21 protein-coding genes and 1 tRNA gene are annotated in these 21,062 nt (G+C 55.1%); 15 read left to right on the plus strand and 7 right to left on the minus strand.

Annotated elements, in window-relative coordinates:
- Window positions 1-16: 16 nt before the first annotated feature.
- Window positions 17-1,636 (minus strand): citramalate synthase, encoded by a 1,620-nt coding sequence (gene cimA, locus ABIE48_RS06010; protein ID WP_145024890.1) that lies wholly within the window; start codon window positions 1,634-1,636, stop codon window positions 17-19.
- A 155-nt stretch (window positions 1,637-1,791) separates the two neighbouring features.
- Here cimA and ABIE48_RS06015 point away from each other — a divergent pair, with 155 nt between their 5' ends.
- From ABIE48_RS06015 to ABIE48_RS06025, 3 genes are all read left to right on the plus strand, one after another.
- Window positions 1,792-3,114 (plus strand): DNA polymerase IV, encoded by a 1,323-nt coding sequence (locus ABIE48_RS06015; protein WP_354518502.1) that lies wholly within the window; start codon window positions 1,792-1,794, stop codon window positions 3,112-3,114.
- A gap of 166 nt (window positions 3,115-3,280) precedes the next feature.
- Window positions 3,281-3,523 carry a ferredoxin gene (locus tag ABIE48_RS06020; RefSeq protein ID WP_089546064.1) on the plus strand — a complete coding sequence of 81 codons (243 nt, stop codon included), beginning with the start codon at window positions 3,281-3,283 and terminating at the stop codon, window positions 3,521-3,523.
- Window positions 3,524-3,650: 127 nt separating this feature from the next.
- Window positions 3,651-5,102, plus strand: a complete 1,452-nt coding sequence (locus tag ABIE48_RS06025; protein WP_192715069.1) for a L,D-transpeptidase — start codon at window positions 3,651-3,653, stop codon at window positions 5,100-5,102.
- Window positions 5,103-5,212: 110 nt separating this feature from the next.
- Here the strand turns inward: ABIE48_RS06025 and ABIE48_RS06030 are convergent, their stop codons facing one another.
- Window positions 5,213-5,347 (minus strand): hypothetical protein, encoded by a 135-nt coding sequence (locus tag ABIE48_RS06030; RefSeq protein WP_258167940.1) that lies wholly within the window; start codon window positions 5,345-5,347, stop codon window positions 5,213-5,215.
- Between the two features lie 188 nt (window positions 5,348-5,535).
- Here ABIE48_RS06030 and ABIE48_RS06035 point away from each other — a divergent pair, with 188 nt between their 5' ends.
- The 5 genes from ABIE48_RS06035 to ABIE48_RS06055 all read left to right on the plus strand — a co-directional run bounded on the left by ABIE48_RS06035 (window position 5,536) and on the right by ABIE48_RS06055 (window position 10,908).
- Window positions 5,536-6,630 carry a quinone-dependent dihydroorotate dehydrogenase gene (locus ABIE48_RS06035; RefSeq protein WP_192715368.1) on the plus strand — a complete coding sequence of 365 codons (1,095 nt, stop codon included), beginning with the start codon at window positions 5,536-5,538 and terminating at the stop codon, window positions 6,628-6,630.
- A 24-nt stretch (window positions 6,631-6,654) separates the two neighbouring features.
- Window positions 6,655-7,503: a GTP diphosphokinase gene (gene yjbM, locus ABIE48_RS06040; protein ID WP_076170223.1), complete on the plus strand. Its 849-nt coding sequence runs from the start codon at window positions 6,655-6,657 to the stop codon at window positions 7,501-7,503.
- A 205-nt stretch (window positions 7,504-7,708) separates the two neighbouring features.
- On the plus strand, window positions 7,709-9,271 hold the full coding sequence (locus ABIE48_RS06045; protein ID WP_192715068.1) for an RsmB/NOP family class I SAM-dependent RNA methyltransferase: 1,563 nt from the start codon (window positions 7,709-7,711) through the stop codon (window positions 9,269-9,271).
- Entirely contained in the window at window positions 9,268-10,029 is a 762-nt protein-coding gene (locus ABIE48_RS06050) for a pseudouridine synthase (protein ID WP_192715067.1), read from the plus strand. The genes ABIE48_RS06045 and ABIE48_RS06050 overlap by 4 nt, the downstream gene beginning before the upstream one ends.
- A 78-nt stretch (window positions 10,030-10,107) precedes the next feature.
- Complete coding sequence (locus tag ABIE48_RS06055) at window positions 10,108-10,908, plus strand: Cof-type HAD-IIB family hydrolase (protein ID WP_105441560.1); 801 nt, start codon at window positions 10,108-10,110, stop codon at window positions 10,906-10,908.
- A gap of 87 nt (window positions 10,909-10,995) precedes the next feature.
- Here the strand turns inward: ABIE48_RS06055 and ABIE48_RS06060 are convergent, their stop codons facing one another.
- Together ABIE48_RS06060 and ABIE48_RS06065 are read right to left on the minus strand one after the other, a co-directional pair.
- Window positions 10,996-12,393, minus strand: coding sequence for an RsmB/NOP family class I SAM-dependent RNA methyltransferase (locus ABIE48_RS06060; protein WP_145024883.1), 1,398 nt, complete (start codon window positions 12,391-12,393; stop codon window positions 10,996-10,998).
- Window positions 12,394-12,436: 43 nt separating this feature from the next.
- Window positions 12,437-13,603: a GGDEF domain-containing protein gene (locus tag ABIE48_RS06065; protein ID WP_192715066.1), complete on the minus strand. Its 1,167-nt coding sequence runs from the start codon at window positions 13,601-13,603 to the stop codon at window positions 12,437-12,439.
- Window positions 13,604-13,737: 134 nt separating this feature from the next.
- Here ABIE48_RS06065 and ABIE48_RS06070 point away from each other — a divergent pair, with 134 nt between their 5' ends.
- Window positions 13,738-14,865: a glycosyltransferase family 4 protein gene (locus ABIE48_RS06070; protein WP_116232472.1), complete on the plus strand. Its 1,128-nt coding sequence runs from the start codon at window positions 13,738-13,740 to the stop codon at window positions 14,863-14,865.
- Between the two features lie 75 nt (window positions 14,866-14,940).
- On the opposite strand, the gene ABIE48_RS06075 is transcribed toward ABIE48_RS06070, so the two are convergent.
- A complete protein-coding gene (locus tag ABIE48_RS06075) occupies window positions 14,941-15,969 on the minus strand; it encodes a YkvI family membrane protein (protein ID WP_145024879.1) in 1,029 nt (342 codons plus the stop codon).
- Between the two features lie 185 nt (window positions 15,970-16,154).
- Between ABIE48_RS06075 and ABIE48_RS06080 the strand changes: the two genes are divergently transcribed.
- From ABIE48_RS06080 to ABIE48_RS06095, 4 genes are all read left to right on the plus strand, one after another.
- Window positions 16,155-16,745 carry a DedA family protein gene (locus ABIE48_RS06080; RefSeq protein WP_145024877.1) on the plus strand — a complete coding sequence of 197 codons (591 nt, stop codon included), beginning with the start codon at window positions 16,155-16,157 and terminating at the stop codon, window positions 16,743-16,745.
- Between the two features lie 91 nt (window positions 16,746-16,836).
- Window positions 16,837-17,409, plus strand: coding sequence for a xanthine phosphoribosyltransferase (locus ABIE48_RS06085; protein ID WP_076170214.1), 573 nt, complete (start codon window positions 16,837-16,839; stop codon window positions 17,407-17,409).
- A gap of 118 nt (window positions 17,410-17,527) precedes the next feature.
- A complete protein-coding gene (locus ABIE48_RS06090; RefSeq protein ID WP_076170213.1) occupies window positions 17,528-17,857 on the plus strand; it encodes a hypothetical protein in 330 nt (109 codons plus the stop codon).
- A 373-nt stretch (window positions 17,858-18,230) separates the two neighbouring features.
- Window positions 18,231-18,446, plus strand: coding sequence for a hypothetical protein (locus ABIE48_RS06095; protein ID WP_145024875.1), 216 nt, complete (start codon window positions 18,231-18,233; stop codon window positions 18,444-18,446).
- A gap of 59 nt (window positions 18,447-18,505) precedes the next feature.
- Here the strand turns inward: ABIE48_RS06095 and ABIE48_RS06100 are convergent, their stop codons facing one another.
- Window positions 18,506-18,967: a YhjD family protein gene (locus ABIE48_RS06100; protein ID WP_076170211.1), complete on the minus strand. Its 462-nt coding sequence runs from the start codon at window positions 18,965-18,967 to the stop codon at window positions 18,506-18,508.
- A 202-nt stretch (window positions 18,968-19,169) separates the two neighbouring features.
- On the opposite strand from ABIE48_RS06100, the gene ABIE48_RS06105 reads away from it, so the two are divergent.
- A tRNA-Leu gene (locus ABIE48_RS06105) sits at window positions 19,170-19,254 on the plus strand.
- A gap of 175 nt (window positions 19,255-19,429) precedes the next feature.
- Window positions 19,430-20,338 (plus strand): divergent polysaccharide deacetylase family protein, encoded by a 909-nt coding sequence (locus ABIE48_RS06110; protein ID WP_260869389.1) that lies wholly within the window; start codon window positions 19,430-19,432, stop codon window positions 20,336-20,338.
- On the opposite strand, the gene ABIE48_RS06115 is transcribed toward ABIE48_RS06110, so the two are convergent.
- Window positions 20,313-21,023: an N-acetylmuramoyl-L-alanine amidase gene (locus ABIE48_RS06115; protein ID WP_145024873.1), complete on the minus strand. Its 711-nt coding sequence runs from the start codon at window positions 21,021-21,023 to the stop codon at window positions 20,313-20,315. The genes ABIE48_RS06110 and ABIE48_RS06115 overlap by 26 nt on opposite strands.
- Between the last annotated feature and the right edge of the window lie 39 nt (window positions 21,024-21,062).

Below are 21,062 nucleotides of genomic sequence, written 5' to 3' on the forward strand. Positions count from 1 at the left end.
AGCTGATATGAATGGTTTAGTGATTGACCAGCCCTTGCGACGGTGAAGCCGCTTCAGGTTCCGATGCCTGAAGGATCTGTCCCAGCAGGGCGTAGCGCATACTGTCGACCAGCGCCTCCCAGCTCGCCTCGATGACGTTCTCGGACACGCCGACGGTGTTCCAGGACTGGTTGATGTTGCGGGATTCGATCAGTACGCGAACCTTGGCCGCGGTCGCATCCTTCTCATCGAGCACGCGGACCTTATAGTCGGACAGGTGCATTTCCTTGATTGCCGGGAAGTACTGCACAAGCGCCTTCCGCAGCGCATTGTCAAGCGCATTGACCGGACCGTTGCCCTCGGCCGCAGTATAGACGTTGTTGCCGGCGACGTTCAGCTTGACGAACGCCTCGGAAACGACGGCTCTGCCGGCGGTTTTCTCTACCAGCATTTTGAAGGATTCAAAGGTGAACAGCTCCTTCATTTCGCCGCCGGCTTCGCGCAGGAGCAGCTCCAGGGACGCGTCGGCAGCTTCGAACTGATAGCCCTGGTGCTCGAGATCCTTGATCTTCTCGATCACTTTGCGCGAATGCTCGCTCGTGGAGTCGAAGTCCAGGCCCATATCCTGCGCCTTTGACACGATATTGCTCTGGCCGGCCAGCTCCGACACCAGCACGCGCTGCTTATTGCCGACGAGCTCGGGCACGATGTGCTCGTACGTGCGCGAGTCGCGAAGAATGGCGGAGACGTGGATTCCGCCTTTGTGGGCGAATGCCGCGTTGCCGACATACGGCTGGTTCACCGGCATGTTAACGTTGGCGATTTCGCTGACGAAGCGGGCGGTGTTGGTCAGCTGCTTCAGGCGATCTTCGCCGATGCACTCGTAACCGAGCTTGAGCTCCAGGTTCGGAATGATGGAGCAGAGATTCGCGTTGCCGCAGCGTTCGCCGTAGCCGTTGATCGTTCCCTGAACCTGGCGGGCGCCAGCTTCCACCGCGCTGAGCGTGTTGGCCACGGCGAGCTCGCAGTCATTATGCGTATGGATGCCGAATTGGGCCTGAGGGATAAGCGAAGTCAGGCTGGTAACGATCCCGTGAATTTCATGCGGGAGGGTTCCGCCGTTCGTGTCGCACATCACCAGCCAATCGGCGCCGGCTTCCTTGGCCTTCTTCAGCACGGACACGGCATAGTCCGCATTGTTCTTATAGCCGTCGAAGAAGTGCTCGGCGTCAAAAATGACTTCAAGCCCCTGCTGCTTCAAAAAGGCGATCGAGTCGTAAATCATGGCCAGGTTCTCATCCAGCGTGGTCTGCAGCGCTGTATGGACATGGAAGTCCCAAGATTTTCCGACGAGCGTGGCGGCCTGTACACCGGATTCTAGAATGCGCTTTAAGTTTCCGTCCTGCTCAGCTTTGCTGTCTTTACGGCGCGTGCTGCCGAAAGCGGTAATTTTGGCGCTCAGGCCCAGCTGCTGAACCCTTTTAAAAAACTCGATGTCCTTGCTGTTGCTTCCCGGAATGCCACCTTCAATGTATTGTACGCCAAGCTCATCGAGCTTCTTGGCAATCTTCAGTTTATCGTCGGCGGACAAGCTGACACCTTCGCCTTGGGTGCCGTCCCGCAGGGTCGTATCGAAGATGGAAATGGACTTAGACATGGGAGTCCTCCTTTGGAAGTCTTGGAATGATCACTACGTCATTTGTATAATTCATTATTATATCATTTTTACGCGGGAATGTAACAAAGAATTCCTCGTGCAAGTAGGTTCCCAGGGTTCTTGACCTCGTTTCTGGCGAGGGGTATGCTGGATTTATGAATTTGGTAAGGGTGAGAAGGATGGACAAGCCAAGCGTTGATGCCTATTATCCGCAGAATGGAAGGGTCATTCTGCATGTCGATATGAACGCGTTTTATTGCTCCGTCCATGAGGCGGAGGAGCCGGTGAAATACCGGGGCATGCCCACCGCAGTTGCAGGGAGCATGGAGCTGCGTAAGGGAATTATCGTCACCTGTTCCTATGCTGCGCGGAAACGGGGCATTTCGACAGGCATGCTGGTCACCCGGGCGCTGAAGCTGTGCCCGGAGCTGATCGTCATCAAGCCTGATTTTGATTTATACCGCAAATACTCCAAGGCTTTTATGAAAATTGCCTATTCCTATACGCCGCTGATGCAGGCGACTTCGATTGACGAATGCTATCTCGATATTACCGGATCGAAGCAATTCGGGACGCCCCAGCACATCGCCGAGGAAATCCAGCGGCGGATCTATGAGGAACTCGGGCTGCCGTGCTCCATCGGGATCGCCCCGAACAAGCTGCTGGCCAAGATGGGCTCCGATATGAAAAAGCCGAACGGCATCTCGGTCCTTCGCATCCGCGATGTGCCGAACGTGCTGTGGAACAAGCCCTGCGGCGAGTTGTTCGGGATCGGCGGCAAAACGGCGGAGAAGCTGCGCAAAATCGGCATCCATACGATCGGCCAGCTGGCGCGTACGGACGAAGAAGCGCTGATCCGCGTGTTCGGAGTCGTGGGGGCCTGGATGAAGCAGGCGGCGAACGGTATTGACCATTCTCCGGTGGTGGAGGATCGGGAGCAGAGCAAATCGGTCGGGCATACGACGACGCTGCCTCACGACATCAGCGCCAAGGAAGATGTCAACCGGGTGCTGCTCAATTTAAGCGATCAGGTAGCCCGGCGCTTAAGAAGGAAGGAACTGGTCGCAGGCGGGGTGCAGATCACGATCCGGACGCCGGACATGAAGACGATCACGCGTGCCCGCGTGCTGTCTGCCCCGACCGAAAATGCCGAGGACATCTACGAGGCGGCACGCAAGCTGTATGCGGAGCATTGGAGCTGGGACAAGCCGGTCAGGCTGCTCGGCGTGACGCTGCAGCATTTGGTGCCGAAAGAGGAGTCGGCGATCCAGCTCGATCTGTTCAGCTATGAGAAGCAGCCGAAGAAGGAGAACCTGACGAAGATCATGGACGAGCTGCGGAACAAGTTCGGGGAGAACGCCGTCGTTACCGCGGGGATGCTCGGCGACGATCCGTCAGCGCTGCTGCGCAACCACCGGGTGCGGGGAACGTCGCTGCAGATGGATTTTGCCGGTAAGCGCGACGAGGATCTTCCGTAGGCGGCTAGGGCGAAAGTCACGAAACGAAAATATGTGATTTTTGTCATTGAAGAGACGGCGAAATTTGCGTTACCATATAAATATGGTTTTGCTGCTATAGTGGAGAACATTTCGTTTTTTTTGGATAGATCATTGATATAGATAAATAGAAAGGTAGAGGAGAGCCATGGCCAAATATACTTGGGTTGAGAAAGATACCTGCATCGCGTGCGGCGCCTGCGGCGCAACCGCTCCGGATATTTACGATTACGACGACGAGGGGCTGGCCGGGGTCGTGTACGGCGGCGACGACAACACAGGCAACACCGAAATTCCTGAAGAGATGTACGATGACCTGCAGGATGCCGTTGACGGCTGCCCGACCGATTCCATTAAGATCGCGGACTGCCCTTTTCATAAAGAAGGCTGAAGCAACGCTTCATGCTTTCGCCTATGTCTGAAAGCATCCCCCGGCCGAATAGGCCTCGAGGGGGATGTTTTTTTGTTTTCCGCGTGCCGATATAAATAGAAAGAACATTTGCGCATGGAGGTTACCTTTGAAGAATTCGCTCTATCTCAAAAAATACGTTCAGATGCATCCGGACAATAAAATGGGATGGTATTTGCTGGGGAAGGAATATGAAAAAAGCGGGCAGCAGGGGAAAGCCAACTACTGCTTTAACCAGTCGGGCGGAATTTATGAAGCTTTTGAAACGAGCCGGGTGCCTTCGGATATTTGGCTGGAATACGAACAGAAGCTGCTGAAGCAGGCCGAGGACGCGGAGCGGAACCGGCGGCGGATCCGCCGGGCGGCGGTTGCCTTGATGATTCTCATTCTGGTGCTGATTCCTTCGGTGGGATCGCCGCAGCGGCAGAGCCTTGTCGAAGAACCGGCGAGCCCCGGGGAAGAAGTGCAGGCGGCTGCAGGAGCAGGTGATATGCCGGAGAAAAAGGATACGGGTAAAGGCGAGGGGGCTGCTGCAGAAGCCGGACAGCCTGCATCTGGCACGGTGTTTACCGCACTGGGCGAGGACGATGGGGACGGCAAGGCGCACCTGCTAGCGGATGAAATGTCAATCGCACAGAAATCCAGGAACCGCTTGGCGGTCCTGACCATGAAACGGCAGGGAAAATGGCAGCTGTGGTCGCGCGATCTGCCAGTCTCTTATACGATGCTTTCCGGCGGGAAAGGAAAGATGACCTATCAGTCTTATAATGCCAAAGACTGCGCATGCAAACCAGAGGATCAGGAAGCATTGCAGTCCGCTGCCGCGAAATGGACCCTGGAGCAGGAAGAGCTGGCTTTGCTGTACAGCGCCATGGCTGCCTACCGGGACAAGAACGGAGCCCTGCCGAAGTCCGTGAACGATCTGACGCGGCCGTTTCCGGAAAATTGGGTTTCGGGGCGGACGCCGCGCATGCAGGAGGCGTTTGCCCCGATGGCCGAATGGATGCAATCCGGCGGAAGTTCCTCTAAGGGACAAGAAGGCGGGAGCGGTGAAACGGCATCCGGTGCCAATACGCCGTCGTCTCCGTTTGCTTCGACATGGGAGCAGGAGCCCTTTTTGCAGGAGCGGCTCGAAATTATCGTTGATAAAGCGGCGCACCGTCTGGCCGTAGTCAGCGGGGATAAGCTCATCCGCAGTTATAAGGTTGGACTGGGGGGAGAGCGTACGCCGGAGGGGAAATACAAAATTTCGATCAAGGTGATGAATCCGAACGGCCGGGATGACGGCGAATTTGGAAGCAGGGGCATGCAGCTGTCGGACACCAATTACGCGATTCACGGCACGGACGAACCGGACAGCGTGGGCAAAGACGAATCCAAGGGCTGCATCCGCATGAGCAGGGCGGATATCGAGGAGCTTTTTGATCTCGTACCGTTAGGCACCCCTGTACTCATAAGCAAGGGGGTTCTGCCTGATCTGCCGCTCGTGCCGAAGGAAAGATTCCTTACGAAGCCGAAGCAGGATCAGACGAACCCCCATCAGACGTATCACTGGCTGTGAACCGCAGCCCTGGCAAAAAAGCTTGTCCCAGGTGAAAGTGCGTGTCGCAAGCGAAACTTCCGTTAAACGCGGTCAGTCTTCTTCCCATCTACGTCGATAGACGTCTTTTATTACACGTTGAAAATAATCAGAACCGAAATGAGCAGAATGAGCAAAAGCAGGCCGATCCCGACCCAAAGCAACGCCCTCCGGTTGACTTCGTCCTTCTTCTGCTGAAGCGTCGGCGGTTTGCGCTTGGTTGCCATGACGTTCTACCTTCTTTCCTAATCAGATTCAATCTTACCCTCATTGTAATGGCTTTCAATGTAAAATACCAGCAGGGAAAGGGCTTGGAGCCAGCCGGTTCGATCAGGCAAAAAACTTTATTTTTATACCGATAAAGGATAAACTGAAGGATAGAGACAACAATGTGCATGGAGAGGAAGATTGGCTGGTGCTGTACCGAAATTTGGCAAAACCGATATTTTTTAAAATGGATCCGGAGAAAGCTCACCATTTGGTCATCGGCGGACTTCATTCCGCGGGCGCGTTTCCGGGAGGAACGGGCCTACTGCGAAGCATGTACGGCGTGAACGAGACGGCAGACCTCGCAGTGGATCTGTTCGGCATACATTTTCCGACACCGGTTGGACTTGCAGCAGGATTGGACAAGAATGCGGTAGCGGTCGACGGTTTTTCTTCCATCGGCTTTGGTTTTATGGAGGTTGGCACGGTGACGCCGAAGGGACAGCCGGGCAACGAGCAGCCCCGCCTGTTTCGCCTTCCGCCCGACGAGGCGCTTGTGAACCGGATGGGATTCAACAACGAGGGAGCGGAGGCCATGGCCAAGCGGCTGTCGGCCATCAAGAACCGCAGAATCCCGGTCGCCGTGAACATCGGCAAAAATAAAGTAACTCCGAACGAGGAAGCCTATAAGGATTATCAGGAATGCCTGCGTACCCTGTATCCGTACGGGGATTTTTTTGTGGTTAACATCAGCTCGCCGAACACGCCGGATTTGCGCAATCTGCAGTACGGCAGCGAACTTTCGACATTGGTCCGGCATATTATGGAAGAGATGCGGGCACAAGCCGCCAAGCACGGGGAGTCCAAGCATATTCTGGTGAAAATTGCGCCTGATGTGAACGACGGCGAGCTGGAAGAAATGGTCGATGCGCTGGCTCCGAGCGGAATCTCCGGCATTATCGCCACGAACACCACGATCGGGCGGGAAGGGCTGAGCCATCCGAACGCCAGGGAAACCGGGGGACTAAGCGGCAAACCGCTACGAATCCGTTCCACGGAGGTCGTATCCCGGGTATACCGCCAGACAGGCGGCAAGCTGCCGATCATCGGTTCCGGCGGCATTTTTACGGCTGAAGATGCTTATGAGAAGATCAGGGCAGGTGCAAGCCTGGTGGAAATTTATACTGCCCTAATATATGAAGGACCCGAAATCAACCGGAAAATCAACGCCGGGCTGAGAGAGCTTTTGCGTCGTGACGGCTTTGCCCATATCTCCGAGGCTGTGGGGGCAGACCATCACTGAGGGAGACAGACAGGAGGCATGTGAATGGACGGCAGAGATTGGGGATTGTTTCTACTACCGTATGAACAAACCGTTGAGGAACTGAAAGTCAAATTCAAGACGATGCGTGCGGAACTGAAGAAGAGAGAGGAATATGCCCCGATCGAGTTCGTGACCGGACGCGTCAAGAAAATATCGAGCATTCTGGACAAGGCGAAGCGGCTTAGCGTTCCGATGGATCAATTGGAGCAAGGGATCGAGGATATCGCCGGCATCCGGATCATGTGCCAGTTCGTTGAGGATATCCGCCGTGTGGCCGAATACATCCGCAAGCGGAAGGATCTGACGGTGCTGTATGAAAAGGATTATATTACGAACTATAAAGAAAGCGGCTACCGCAGTTTTCATATGATCGTGGAGTACCCGGTTCAGACGGCGCTTGGTCAAAAACCGGTGCTGGCGGAGATCCAAATCCGCACGCTGGCGATGAATTTCTGGGCGACGATCGAGCATTCGCTCAGCTATAAGTACCGGGAGAGCCTTCCGGAGAACATCCGCAAGCGGCTGCAGACCGCGGCCGAAGCGGCATCCGTGCTGGATAACGAAATGTCGAGCATCCGTGAGGATATCCTTGAGGCGCAGAAGCAGTTTGAGGACGATTCCAACGTGACCTCTACGGTGCTGGCGATGATCCATCAGCTCTACTTCTATCATCTGGTGAACGAGGCGATGGCGTTCCAGGAACGGTTCAATCAAATCTGGTCCCAGACCGAGCCGGGCAAGCCCCATGACATGGAGAGCATGAGACAGCTTCTCGACGAGGTACGGGAACTGATGGCGGCCTATAAGAAAAATTCTATCGACGTATTCTCACAGGAGACAGACCGAGATTAGCGGAAATTTTTCTTGCGATCATGGGATGTTTCAGTATCCCTGAAATCTTACAGCCATGATCTAAAGAAAACGATCCTTCCGATGAGGCATAACATTCGGATTCAGCCCGCTGCCGATCATGCGCAGCGGGTTGTTTGTATGGACGAGGGCTGATACAATGGGGTCCGGCCAACGATTTTATATTAAAGACAGGATGATGAAGCACATGGCACTTAAGCTGCCGGCTGCCTTTCAGGAACGGATGCGTTCCTTGCTGAAAGAGGAGTATACCGATTTTATGGATTCGTATGACCTTGTGCCGCGCAGCGGCATCCGGGTCAATACGCTGAAAATTTCCACAGAAGACCTGCTGTCTATCGCCCCGTGGGATTTGCGGCCGATTCCCTGGTGCGGGACAGGCTTCTATACCGAAGCGGGTGAACGGCCCGGCAGGCATCCGTATTACCATGCGGGCCTTTATTATATCCAGGAGCCAAGCGCAATGGCTCCGGTGGAGCTGCTGGACGTAACGCCGGGAGAGGCCGTACTGGACCTGTGCGCCGCCCCTGGAGGCAAATCGACACAAATTGCGGCCAAGCTGCGGGGGACAGGCATGCTGGTCTCTAATGATTTGAATGCCGACCGGACCAAGGCGCTGGCCAAAAATATTGAGCTGTACGGCGTCCGCAACGCGGTCGTGCTGAATGAGCATCCCGACCGGATCGCGGAGAAGTTCCCGGCCTTTTTCGATAAAATTCTGATCGACGCCCCTTGCTCTGGAGAGGGGATGTTCCGCAAAGACGAAGCGATGATCAAGGAATGGGACGGGGATTCGCCGCTGAAGTATGCGGACATGCAGCGCGGCATTCTTAGGGCAGCCGCCACCATGCTCAGACCCGGTGGACGGATCGTATATTCGACCTGTACGTTTTCTCCGGAAGAAAACGAGGGGATGATAGCGGAATTCGTGGCAGGTCATCCTGAATTCCGCGTGCTTCCGGTCGGAGGGACCGGTTCTTTTGCCGCAGGGGAAACGGATTGGCTGAAGGAACAAGGCTCCGGATTCGGGCATATTCCGGATCAGGTTTGGGAGCAGGTTCGGGGCACGGCCCGGCTGTGGCCGCACCGGATTGAAGGCGAAGGGCATTTCCTGGCTGTCCTGCAGCATGAGGCGGACCCTGAGTCTGCCGCCGAAGCGGAACGGGCCAGAGACGCGCTGCTGAGCAGCACGGCTCCGGCGGAGTCCGCTGACCGGCCTAAGGGCAAGGAACGGCCGACGCGAAACGCCAAGCCCATGAAAGGAAAACCGGCGAAAAAAGGTGCGGGGAACCAAGGCGAAGCCGCACCAACGGCCGCGTATGAAGCTTTCATCCGCGAGCATCTCCTTGGCTTCGTGCCGGGGGGCCATACGGTCGTCTACGGCTCCCATATTTATCAATCGCCGCTGCCGCCAAGCCTTCTCGACGGGCTGAAGGTCGTCCGCCCGGGCTGGTACATGGGCGATGCCAAGAACGGCCGCTTCGTTCCCGCCCATCCGCTGGCGACGGCGCTGCATCCCGGTGAGTTCATCCGGGTCATCCGGCTCGACTCCGGGAGCGGCGAAGCCGTGCGTTATTTGAAGGGCGAAACGCTGAGGATTCCCGAGGACCGCGTGGAATGCGGAGGCGAAGCTTCGCCCAAGGGCTACGCCCTGGTCTGCATCGACGGCTATTCGGCCGGATGGGGCAAGTGGCAGGAGGGCATGCTGAAGAACGAATATCCGGCAGGCTGGAGGTGGACATCCGCATGAGCAAGCAGGGCAGAACGACACTGCGGTTGGACAAGGTGTTAACGCATATGGGATATGGCTCCCGGAGCGATATCAAGAAGAAAATCAAACAGGCGGGGGTTACCGTCAACGGAGCCCGGGCCAAGGACAGCGGCATGCATGTCGACCCGTATAAGGATGACATCCGGATTGACGGGGAACAGGTGCAGTATAAGGAATTTATCTATCTTATGCTGCACAAGCCGCCGGGCGTCGTATCGGCGACCGAGGATACACGGGACCGGACCGTGCTGGATCTGCTGGAACCGGAGCATTTGGCATTCGAGCCGTTTCCGGTCGGGCGGCTGGATAAGGACACGGAAGGCCTGCTGCTGCTCACCAACGACGGCAAGCTGGCGCATGAGCTGCTGTCGCCCAAGCGGCATGTTCCCAAAACATACGAGGCCGTCGTATCCGGCGACGTGACCGAAGCCGATGTACAGCAGTTCGCCTCCGGGGTCACGCTGGACGACGGTTATGTTACGCTGCCCGGCGAGCTCACCATTTTGCGCAAAGAGCAGCAGGGGGACGAGGTCGTCTCCCATATCTCCCTTGTGATCCATGAGGGGAAATTTCACCAGGTGAAGCGGATGTTCCAGGCTGTCGGGAAAAAGGTCACCTACCTCAAGCGCGTGCAGATGGGGGAACTGAAGCTGGATGAAGGCCTGCGCATCGGGACTTACCGTGAGCTGACGGAGGATGAGCTGCTGCAGCTCGGGAAGGGTGAAACATCCCGATAACATTGGCATACTACAATAGACCAAAGACCGGCTCGCTTTAGAACAGATAGAGATATTACGGCAAAGGATGGATGGAGCATGAAATACAAACTGATTGCATTGGATGTCGACGGCACACTGCTTAATGATGAGCATGAAGTAACCGAACAGACGCAGAAGACGATTCAGGAGGCCGCGCGTCAAGGCGCTGAAATCGTGCTGTGCACCGGGAGAGGACCGCAAAATTCCATTCCGTTTATGGAACAAATGGGGCTCTCCGGCTACGTCATCAGCCATAACGGGGCAGCGACGGTGAAGGTGGACACCCGGGAAGTGGTCCACCAATACGCGATGGACGCCAAGGCGATCGTGCCTTACCTGGATTACTTCCGGAAGGAAGGCGTGCATTTTGACGTTAATACGGCGTTCCAGATGTTTGTCGACGACGTTGAGGGACTGGCTGTGGAAGTGCGCAGCATGTATGAAAACTATCTGATGCTGCCGTCGGTTCTGCCGCCGCTGCATGACTTGAGTGATCCGATCGTCAAGGTCACCGCGTTTGGGCAGCCGGACACGATGGACCGGGTACATCAGGACATCGCGGCGTGGACGCCGGAATTTAACATCCTGCGGAGCGGAGAATACTTCGTCGACCTGATGCATCCGGAAGCGTCCAAAGGGAACGCCCTGAAGCAGCTCGCTGAGCGGCGCGGCTACCGGCAGGAGGAGATTCTGGCAATCGGCAACTATTATAACGACATTACGATGCTCACCTACGCCGGCCTTGGCGTGGCGATGGATAACTCGCCGCTGGAGGTTAAGGCCGCAGCTAATGAGGTGACGGCTTCGAACAATGAGGACGGCGTGCACGCGGCGCTGCTGAAATACTGTTTGTCATAATAATTAAAAAGAGCCTTCCTACGGCTTCAGCTTGGTACACGCTGGCGTAGGGAGGCTCTTTGCTGTTGATGGCCGGTTACGTGGCGGCTAGTGCTGCCGCAGGCCTTTGGGCAGGTGGTTCTTGAGCTGCCCGCTGCTGGCTTTGCCCCAGCCGAGCGGCAGGCCGTCTACGGCCGCGAGCACCCAGCCCTTCAGGGAAGCATCGACCTGAAGGGTCTCGCCCCGCAGGTAGGCGAAGACCTGCGGGTCCTCCGCGGCCAGCGTGATGCGCTTGGCCGCCTGCTGCGGGGAGAGAGCCATGGCGAGCGCATGCGCCGGCTCGATCCGGTTTTTCTTGAGGTGGGCCAGGTGGAGGCCCGCCCGCGGCACTTTCAGGCCCTGGAGCTGCTGTTCCTGCAGCAGCTCCCCGCCTGGAAGCAGGTACAGCGATTCGCCGAACAGAATCGGCGTACCCGCCGGCAGCGCGAAGTCCGGCAGCTCCTCATCCGCCCAAGCCTGGAACGCCTTCAGCGCAGACTGGGCGTCCTGGAGGCCGGCTCCCGGCTTGCCGCTTCCGCTGCGGCCTTTTCTTCGCGGCCGCTGCCGCTCGCTTGGCGAGGCCTCCAGGGTGTGCCCGCCGCCGCTGGCTTCTCCCTGCTTCTGGAGGAGGGCGACAAAATGCCCTTCCCCCGCCTCGCGATGCGGCCACAGCCGCTTCATGGCGATGATTTCCATATCGGCATAAGTAGCCGTAAAGCGCTCCATCATGTCTTCATTTTCGCTGCGGTTAAACGTGCAGGTTGAATAAGCCATCGTACCGCCGGGTTTCAGCATGGCGTAGGCCTCCTGCAAAATATCCCACTGCCGAGCAGCACACAGCTCGACCAGCTGCGGCGTCCATTCCGCGATCGCCCCGGAGTCCTTGCGGAACATGCCTTCGCCCGAGCATGGGGCGTCCAGCATGATCCGGTCAAAAGCCTGCGGGAAACGGCGCGACAGCTCGTCCGGCGCCGCGCATGTAACCACAGCGTTAGTAACGCCCATACGCTCGATGTTCTCGGCCAAAATTTTCGCCCGTTCCGGGTGGATTTCGTTCGAGACGAGCAGCCCTTCGCCCTTCATTTTCGAGGCGATATGGGTGCTCTTGCCGCCTGGCGCCGCGGCCAGGTCCAGGATCGTCTCGCCGGGCTGCGGATCTAGCAGCTCCACAGCCGACATGGCCGACGGTTCCTGGATGTAATATAAACCGGCCGTGTGGTACGGATGCTTGCCGGGCCGGACGTTCTCCCCGTAATAATAGCCGGTGCTGCACCAAGGAACCGGGGTCAAGCCAAACTCCCGGATGACGGCCTCCTTCAGCTGCGGCACGTCCGCAAGCTTCAAGCCGTTGAACCTGAGCCCATGCGTTCTCGGCCGCTCGTAGCTGTCAAGAAATGCTTCGGTATCGCTTCCCAGCAGGGATTCCATCTGTCTGACAAAAGCTGCGGGGAGTTCCTGTTTACTCATTCGTTACATACTCCTTTATTCAACATCATCATGGATGCGGTTTCTATGTATTCGCGCTTTCCGCCGAAGGGGAGGTCCCGACGGCTGCTGGCGGATTTGAAGACCGGTATGCGGTCACTTTATTTTTGCCTGTCGTCTTCGAGCGGTACATTGCCTGATCCGCCTGCGAAATGAGCGTACCGGCGTTTATGCCGGCGCGAAGGACGCTGTATCCGACGCTTAGGGTCACGATTGTTTCGGCTTCGACCCGGGCCCGGATTTGCTCGGCGATCCGGCTGACTTTGGCCCTTTTGTCGACGATGAGGGCTACCAGCTCCTCGCCCCCGTACCGCCCGGCCAGGCCCGTCTCGTCGACTTCCTCCTCGATAATGGCGGCCACCTGCTTCAGCACCTGATCTGCTCTGGCATGGCCTTCGGTATCGTTCAGCTTCTTGAAATTATCGATGTCGCAGAAGATCAGCGAGACCTTCAGCCCCTGATCCACGTAACGGTTCAGCTGCCTCGTAAAGAAGCGGCGGTTATATAAATTGGTCAAGCCGTCGGTAATGGACGAGCGGTAGATCGACTGCATTTGCTCCACGATCCGTGTAAACAAAATAAAAAAGAGGAGCGTGTAAAACAAGAGCGGCAGCCAGATCCAGATAGCCGGAATCCAAGTCTCTTCCAGGGGGATGAGGTTGTTCAGCAGATGGACCGAAATGTAGACGAAATAGACGGCCAATCCGGCGATATATTTCTTGCACTGGCCAACCCGAGGCGCCATGCCGAATAGCCCTATCATTACGGTGCCCAATTGGCACAGGTCTATATAACCCGCCTGCCAGCTTCCGGTCCCTTCCAGAAACCCTGGAGACAGGAGCGGAACGACATACAGAAGCGCCATGACGATCAGGAGCGCCCGCAGCCTGCGGTTCATCCGGTGGTACAGCTGGTACACAGCGAAATTAAGGAGGAGGAAGGAGAAGGCCTGCAGCCAATCGGCACCTTCCGGATATCTCACTTGCCTAGGCGATCCGGAGAAGGCGAAATGGATGTTCACCCCTTCGTATGCCATAATGAACAGAAAGGCCGCCACCATGTAGAGATAGGCTTTTTTGCGCTGCCTGCTGTACATCGTGAGACAAATCAGCAGCATGATGAGTATGATATATAAACCTGATGCGGCGGCAATCCCCGGAACAATGGGGGATAAGAATGAAGAGTAGGGCATGGATCGTTCTCCTGCTCTCTTGAATATTCTTTGGATCAGCGGTTTTACTTTACTGAAACATATGTTCTAATATATCATAATTTACAAGATGCCGAAATGCTAAGAGACCTACAGAAAGGGGTGGTTTTCCCATTATGAGATTGTTACAGGCCCTCTTTTTCCCACCCGAGCAGCCGGGCGGAGTATCCTCCATGATTCCGTATATGCAGGAGCGATTCCAATCATCAAGATGGGATATGGAGCTGTTTTGGCTTCCTAAACGGATCCGCAACAAGGGGCATGAGGAGGTCGTGTTCGACACCTTCGATTGGACCGAGTTCAAGGACTCCCCTGTCGTTCAAAAATACATTCAGACGTACAAGGATTACTTGTGGTGGACCCGTCTGCGGATCCAGAAGCCGTATGACCTGATCCACGCGCACCATCCCATCGCCGGGCTGGCCGCCAAGCAGGTTTTTCCCGATACGCCGTTAATTCAGACCATTCACTCCAGTTATGAACGGGAATTAATATTGAACGGACGCATTAAGAGCGGGGGGCCGGAGCACCGTTTTCTCGTATCGCTGTACCGCGAACTGGAGCAGAAGAGCCAGCGCATGCTGACGGTTTCCCGGTCGTTCGCCGGCTATTTATCGGACTATGTGGACTATCCGGATAAGATTGGGGTCATTCCAAACGGTTTTGACGAAAAGCGGTTCAAGCCGGTTCCCCATGAGAACGAGGTGCCGCAGCTGATTACGGTCTGCCGCCTGGTACCCGCCAAAGGGCTGGATATTTTGCTGAAGGCCTGCGCCGAGCTTAAGAAGAAGGGTCATGACTACGTGCTGCACATCATCGGAGACGGACCATTCCGCACGGAGCTGGAGAGCCTTGCCAAAGAGCTTGGCATCTATAACGAAACCATTTTCTATGGATACACGCTGCATCCGGAAGAGTTTATGCCGTTTTTTGATATTTTCGTGCTCCCTTCCAGAGCGGAAGCCTTTGGTTCAGTCTTTGCGGAAGCGGCGCTCAGCTGCCTGGCTCTGGTAGGAACCGACGTGGGCGGAATTCCGGAGCAGATCGAAGACGGAGTGAACGGCCTGCTGGTGCCACCGGAGGACCCGATCGCGCTCTGCGAAGCGCTTGAGAAGGTCATCACCGACCCGATGTACCGCTACGATCTCGCCCGGACGGCCTGGGATAAGGCGAAGAGCCAATATTCCCTGACGCATGCGGTGAATGAACTGAAGAAAATTTATTTATCTTATCAAAAGGTGTAGCGTGCAGGCCGTTCAACTCAAAGAGGCAGGTGCTGAGAAATTCAGCTCCCGCCTTTTTGCTATTTCAGGGCTCTGTCATTTGGATTTGAACATCAGCTTCAGCACCAATATCAGGCACAGCGCGCCGATAATCGGGTACAGCACAGACAGCAGGGAGCTGAATCCGATCTGGCTCAGCAGAAAGCAGATGAACATGACGCAGGCGATCAGAAGCTTTGGCGGCAAAGGAATGTGCTGCTGCAGCTGAAGGGTGACCCCGTAAATATCGGCGACGAAGGTGCTGAAGATCTCCAGAAAGATCAGCATCACATAAATCAGCTGGATCACGGTTCCCAGGTTGCTGGCGATGCTGCCCATCGGGATTTCATACTGCCGGATGCCCGGCATGTGGGCGGACATGGCAACATGCGCTGCCAGCAGCATGAACCCGACGCCAACGCCCCCTAGAATGCCTCCCCATTTGATCACCGTATGGCTGTCCGTCTTGCCTCCAAGGGGGACCAGCACCGCTTGGGCCATAACGAGATTGAAGGCTGTATACAGCAGCGGAGAGGTCCATACCGCCGTAAAATGATGATCGGTCGTAATCCGCAGGAAGCTGTCTGCCCCCGGCATACGGATCGTATTGAAAATAATGGCCAAAGACAATGTCAGCATCAAGGGGACGACAATGCTGTTCATCTGCACGATGGCGTTCATTCCCCGATTGAGCAAGATATAGGATCCGACCAGAGTGATGATCAGGCCTGTCTGATAATGAAGGTTTAAATGCTCGACGAAAACGGAGCCGGCTCCCGCCAACATGACGCTGTTTACGCAGATGAGCACGAACATCATCACGATGCTGATCACTCCCCCGGCCCGGTCCCCGAACAAATGCTTGTTGAAATCCTCATAGGATCTGGCCGATATCCGCCGTGAAATGATCATAATCTTGGTCCCAAGCCAAATAAACAGGGCGGTGGACAGCAGAATCGTCAGCGTCGCCCATTTGCCGTATTGGGTAAAAAACTGCAGGATCTCCTGTCCGGTCGCAAAGCCTGCACCCACAATGGTTCCGATATATGTAAAAGCAATTTGAAGCACCCTGATCCCGTTCTTCATCGTTTTCCTCCCTGCTCCAGGCAGTCCGGTTTGTGTCCTGCCTGTACTACAGGTTATGATGATTAGAGGTAGGACATGACTGGAACCTGTCCATGTCTCATGAAGGCAGTCCATAAGGCGTTTCCCGTGAGCGGCTGCGTTCGAATGGACTAATAGACATACCGATAGGAAAGAGAGGCTTTGGTATGGCAGGGATTACCTTTTACATTGCCCATTACGGGTATGCCGCCATGTACTTTTTGCTGGCCCTGGGCATTCTGGGTATTCCGGTGCCTGACGAAACGCTGATTGTTGCTTTCGGGGGGATGGCCGCGAGGGGTGAGTTCAACTTTGCCGGCGCGCTGGCCATCACTTTTCTGGGAAGCATGACCGGGATGATGATCAGCTATTCTCTTGGACGCCTGGTCGGGGAACCCCTGCTTCACCGGTATGGAAAATGGGTAAGAATGACTCCGGAGCGGCTGGCTGGGGCGGAGAAGTGGTTCAGGCGTTATGGATCACTAAGCATTATCGTCGGCTACTTCGTGCCGGGACTCCGGCATTTATCTTCGTATATCGCGGGGACGACGAAACTTCCTGTCAGGGCTTATGTGGTGTATGCGGGAGCAGGTGCCGCCTTGTGGTGCACCATCTTTATGCTGATCGGACATGCCGTTGGATATCATTGGAACGAAATTGCCGGGAGGATGACGCACACCGCGATCCGGATCGGGCTGCTTGCGGCTCTTCTTGCACTCGGAGCGGCCATTGGTTTGCTTCGGTGGAAGAAACGCTGACATTTGAAGTTATGTATGGAGTTTCCCCTTGAAGTGGGAGCCCAAGATATGTTACTTTTACGTCAAAGGAACGGCGTGGGGGGCTATTGAAATGGATAAGTTAAAAGAACGAATTTTACAAGAAGGCGTCATCGTTTCGGATCAGGTGCTGAACTTGGACGGTCTGCTTAATCACCAGGTGGATCCGCAGTTGACGATGGAGATGGGGAAAGAGTTTGCATCCCGGTTTGCCGAAGCCGGTGTGACCCGGGTCGTTACCGTGGAATCGTCCGGGATTGCGGTGGCCTTTGCGACGGCTTACGAGCTTGGCGTGCCGCTGGTGTTCGCCCGCCGCAAGAAGACGCTGCTGGCCGATCCGGACGCTCTTTGCGAACGGGTTCCTTCGTTTACCAAAGGGATCGTGACGGATATTATGCTGTCGCGTCATTATATCAGCGAACAGGATAAAGTGCTCTTTATCGATGACATCATTGCAAACGGAGATGCTGCGCGGGGGCTTATCAAAATTATCGAACGCTCCGGCGCGGAATTGGTTGGCCTTGGTGTCGTCATAGAGAAGTGCTTTCAGGCAGGGGCCCGGACCATCCGGGAGCAGGGCATAAGTATTGAACCGCTCGTCCGTATCCAGTCGCTCGAAGGCGGCGTCATCACTTTTGCCGATTAAGCCCGGGATGAAAGCCCGTTTCGCCGCATTTTCCGCGGATAAATCGAAACAATTTCTTTCAACCGGCCGTCTTTTGGCTTATAATATGTATTAGATGATCATGAGGGGAGGCAGCACAATGGGGAAAGAACCGGTAACCGAACAGTATTTCATTGATAAATTGGCCAAAGCAAAGGATCACTTTGAAAGAGCGCTTGATTGCAAGCATACCGAATTCGATGACCTCTATCCCTATATTATAGAGCATCCTCAGTTTTTTTGGTATAAACGCTACGTGGCCTGGTCAGAACTGCTGACCATCGTGGGCATGTGTGATGAGCTAGACTTCTCCTGGAAGGAATTGTTTACCCCTCATCAAGTTGAATATCTGGAAAAACGGGTGATGTCGTCGACGGTGCTCGATTATTGGTACGAGAAGAACGACAGTAAAGAACACGCACAACGTTAATGGCTGAGCGTCACCGAGAGACTCAGTTGATTAATATACACACCTTTATACCAACACATTCAGGATCAGCGGCCTATAGGCTGCTGGTCCTTTCTTATAATATCAGAAAAGTATAAACGCCAGAGCATTGCTTCCTGATATTGCAAGAAAAATTACCTTTAAACGCGGTCTGTCTTCTTTGAAGGTACGTCGATAGACGTTTTTCTTAATAATGCCGGATGACTTTAACGAAAAATGCCATGGAACCCGCTCAGTCTTGTGTATAATAAAGGTCGGTACACACCGATTTCATTGTAAGATATGCGGGAAAAGCATATACTTATCCATGTTCATTACATGAAGAGATTGCTTCAAAAGCAAAGGAGGATTGGAGATGATCAGCGATGAGGAATTGGATGCGTACCGCCAATCCGGAGAGCAGGTTCGGGTGGTTCGCGACGGCATCGAAAGCAATGATGTAACCGGAATTGTTGTGGCTTGGGACGGCAGCCAGGTGCTGATCCGCCGCCGCAACCGCAAAGTGGTCAAGCTGGACCGGAACTACTTCTTCCAGCCTGCGAGCGCTCCGCGTCAAAGCCCTCTGGAATAATAGCAGAGCCGTCTGGTTCGGTTCCCCTTGGTTCATATCGGGGGGACTCCAGGCGGCTCTTATGGTTTGGAGCCCTCCTGAAAATAGGGAGCAGCGGGGTGGTCCATATGGTGAGTAAAAGAAGAGACGGGTAGGAGAGAACGGTCTTCGGGAGAGAAAGGATCCAGCCCGAGATAAACTCTCATCCGAACGAGCATCTCGTTACGAAAAGCCGGCCAAAGAATATTCATTTCGTCGGTATAGCCTCTGCAGGAATATTCCGCCCTGACCCCGGTATCATCTTGTAAGATTCGAAGGATCCGGATCTTGCGTCTTCTCATTTCCCGCTTGACTTCAGCGAGCAGCGTGCCGGCCTGCCGGTCGCCGTTCACAATCAGTTCCGAATACAACTGGGGTGTCTTGAATACGCCGCTCTCCTCCATAATCCGAATGTCCCGTTCGAAAACTTTATGAATAAAAATCAGGAGCAGATAACTCTTAATCAGCGATGCCTCTTCCGACGTCATGCCGGGTGCTGCCATACATATCACCACCTGTACGAACTTATGTTCTTATTTTACCCGCAAATGCTTGGATTATTCAATAGATAGGAACTGGAAATTGTTTAGAATGAAGAGGAGATTAAACTTTTTTGAAAAAGTGTTGACTATACCTGTCCAGCATGGTATGATCTATCTTGTCGCCGCGAAAGATTGATTCTTTCAAAGAGTGACCGACCGATTTGCGGTCGTGGCGGAATTGGCAGACGCGCACGGTTCAGGTCCGTGTGGGCTAACCCCCCGTGGAGGTTCGAGTCCTCTCGACCGCATACATACATAAGGCGTTCCCGTTTTGAACAGCGGGGACGCCTTTTTGTGTTATTTGTTATTTCTCGTAACTTTCCTGAGAGGGGAGTAGCGGGGATTTTTGCTATACATAATTCCTCCAACTTCCTCAAACAATGAAACCACATCGTGGAGATACCGAGTAAAGGAGGAAGTTGCTTGAGTACATCATCTTTCAATAAGCTGCATCACGGCTGTCGGAATATTGCGGCAGCGGGACTGGCGCTTACGGTTGCGCTTTCTGGTCAAACCGCCCTCGCGGATGGGGAACGATCACTGGCGGCGGAGCGGGTCTTCAACGAGCAAGCGGAGCAGCCCGCGGCAGACAAGCGGCAAAGTGACATGAAGCCGGATAAAAAGGTTGCGATCATCATCGACGACTTCGGGAACGGGCAAGGGGGAACCGAAGAAATGCTGTCCCTGCCGATTAAATTGACCGTGGCCATCATGCCGTTTCTTCCTACCAGTAAAACCGACGCGGAGCTGGCTCATAAACAGGGGCATGACGTCATTGTCCATATGCCGATGGAGCCCAAGCAGGGCAATCCCAAGTGGCTAGGTCCCGGCGCCATTACCTCCAATATGAGCAATGAGGAGATTCGCAAACGGGTGGAGGAGGCCATCGACAACGTGCCGTATGCGGTCGGCATGAACAATCATATGGGATCGAAGATTACCGGAGACGAACGGATCATGTCCATCGTGCTGGAGGTCTGCCGCGAACGCGGGTTGTTCTTCGTGGACAGCAAGACCAACTACCATTCCGTTGTCGGCAAGCTGGCCGTTCAGATGGGAATGCCTCCGGTGGCCAATAACATATTTCTGGACGACCGGCACACCGTCAGTCATGTCAGCAAACAAATGAAAGCCGTTGAAACCTGGGCGAGCGAACATCAGAACTGTGTAACGATCGGGCATGTCGGCGTGCAGGGGAAAAAGACGGCTGAGGCCATTCGCCAAAGCATCACCGGTATGCAGAATTCCGTATCTTTTGTAGGAATCAGCGATCTTGTCAGGGATATCTGGGATTGGAAGCCGGCGCCTATATTGCCGTCAAATAATAGTTGATTCCGTTCGCGATGGCCTGCGCGATCTTGAGCTGCCCGCGCCGATTGCACAGCATCGCCCGGTCTGCGGCATTGCTGAGAAATCCGGTCTCTACGATAACCGCAGGATCTTTGACCTGGTTCAGCAGGTAAAACGGGCTTCCCAGCCGGATGCTTCCCTTCGTCTGGTACAGCGGGTTAAGCTGCTGCTGAATGCTGTCCGCAAGCAGGACGCTGCGCCCTTCGTTCTGGTGAAGCACAAGCGCCCCGTTCTTTGAAGGATTGCGGCCCCAATTGACGTGAAGACTCACGACGATCAGGGTCGGCAGCTGATGGCTTAGCTCCTTGCGCTGCGCGAGATCGCGTTTATGGCGGGAGGAGCTGCGGAGCCAGTGATTGTCATCGCTGAGGGCGTAGTCGGCCGTCCGGTTCAAGACCGCGTCGTACCCCTGGCTGCGCAGCAGCATAAACAGCTTCTGGGCGATGGCGAGGTTAATGTCCTTTTCCAGAATGCTCTGAAATGAAGTCCCTCCGTCGACACCGCCATGTCCTGCATCCACGATAATAACTTCATGCGGAAAAGCCGGATGCTCCGGATAGGCGTTCGTACTTTGGTCACCGGGGCCAGCGGCCCAAGAGGACGAGCTGCCTGCGCACAAAATTGCCGGGATCAGTAGGATGGCGGCGATCAAGCTTTTGATAGGCATAAAGGATGGCCCTCCTTTCGTTAAACGGGATTGGAGCGA

Origin of the sequence: Paenibacillus sp. OAE614, from assembly GCF_040546645.1 — a bacterium.
GTDB classification, from domain to species: Bacteria; Bacillota; Bacilli; order Paenibacillales; family Paenibacillaceae; genus Paenibacillus_AQ; species Paenibacillus_AQ favisporus.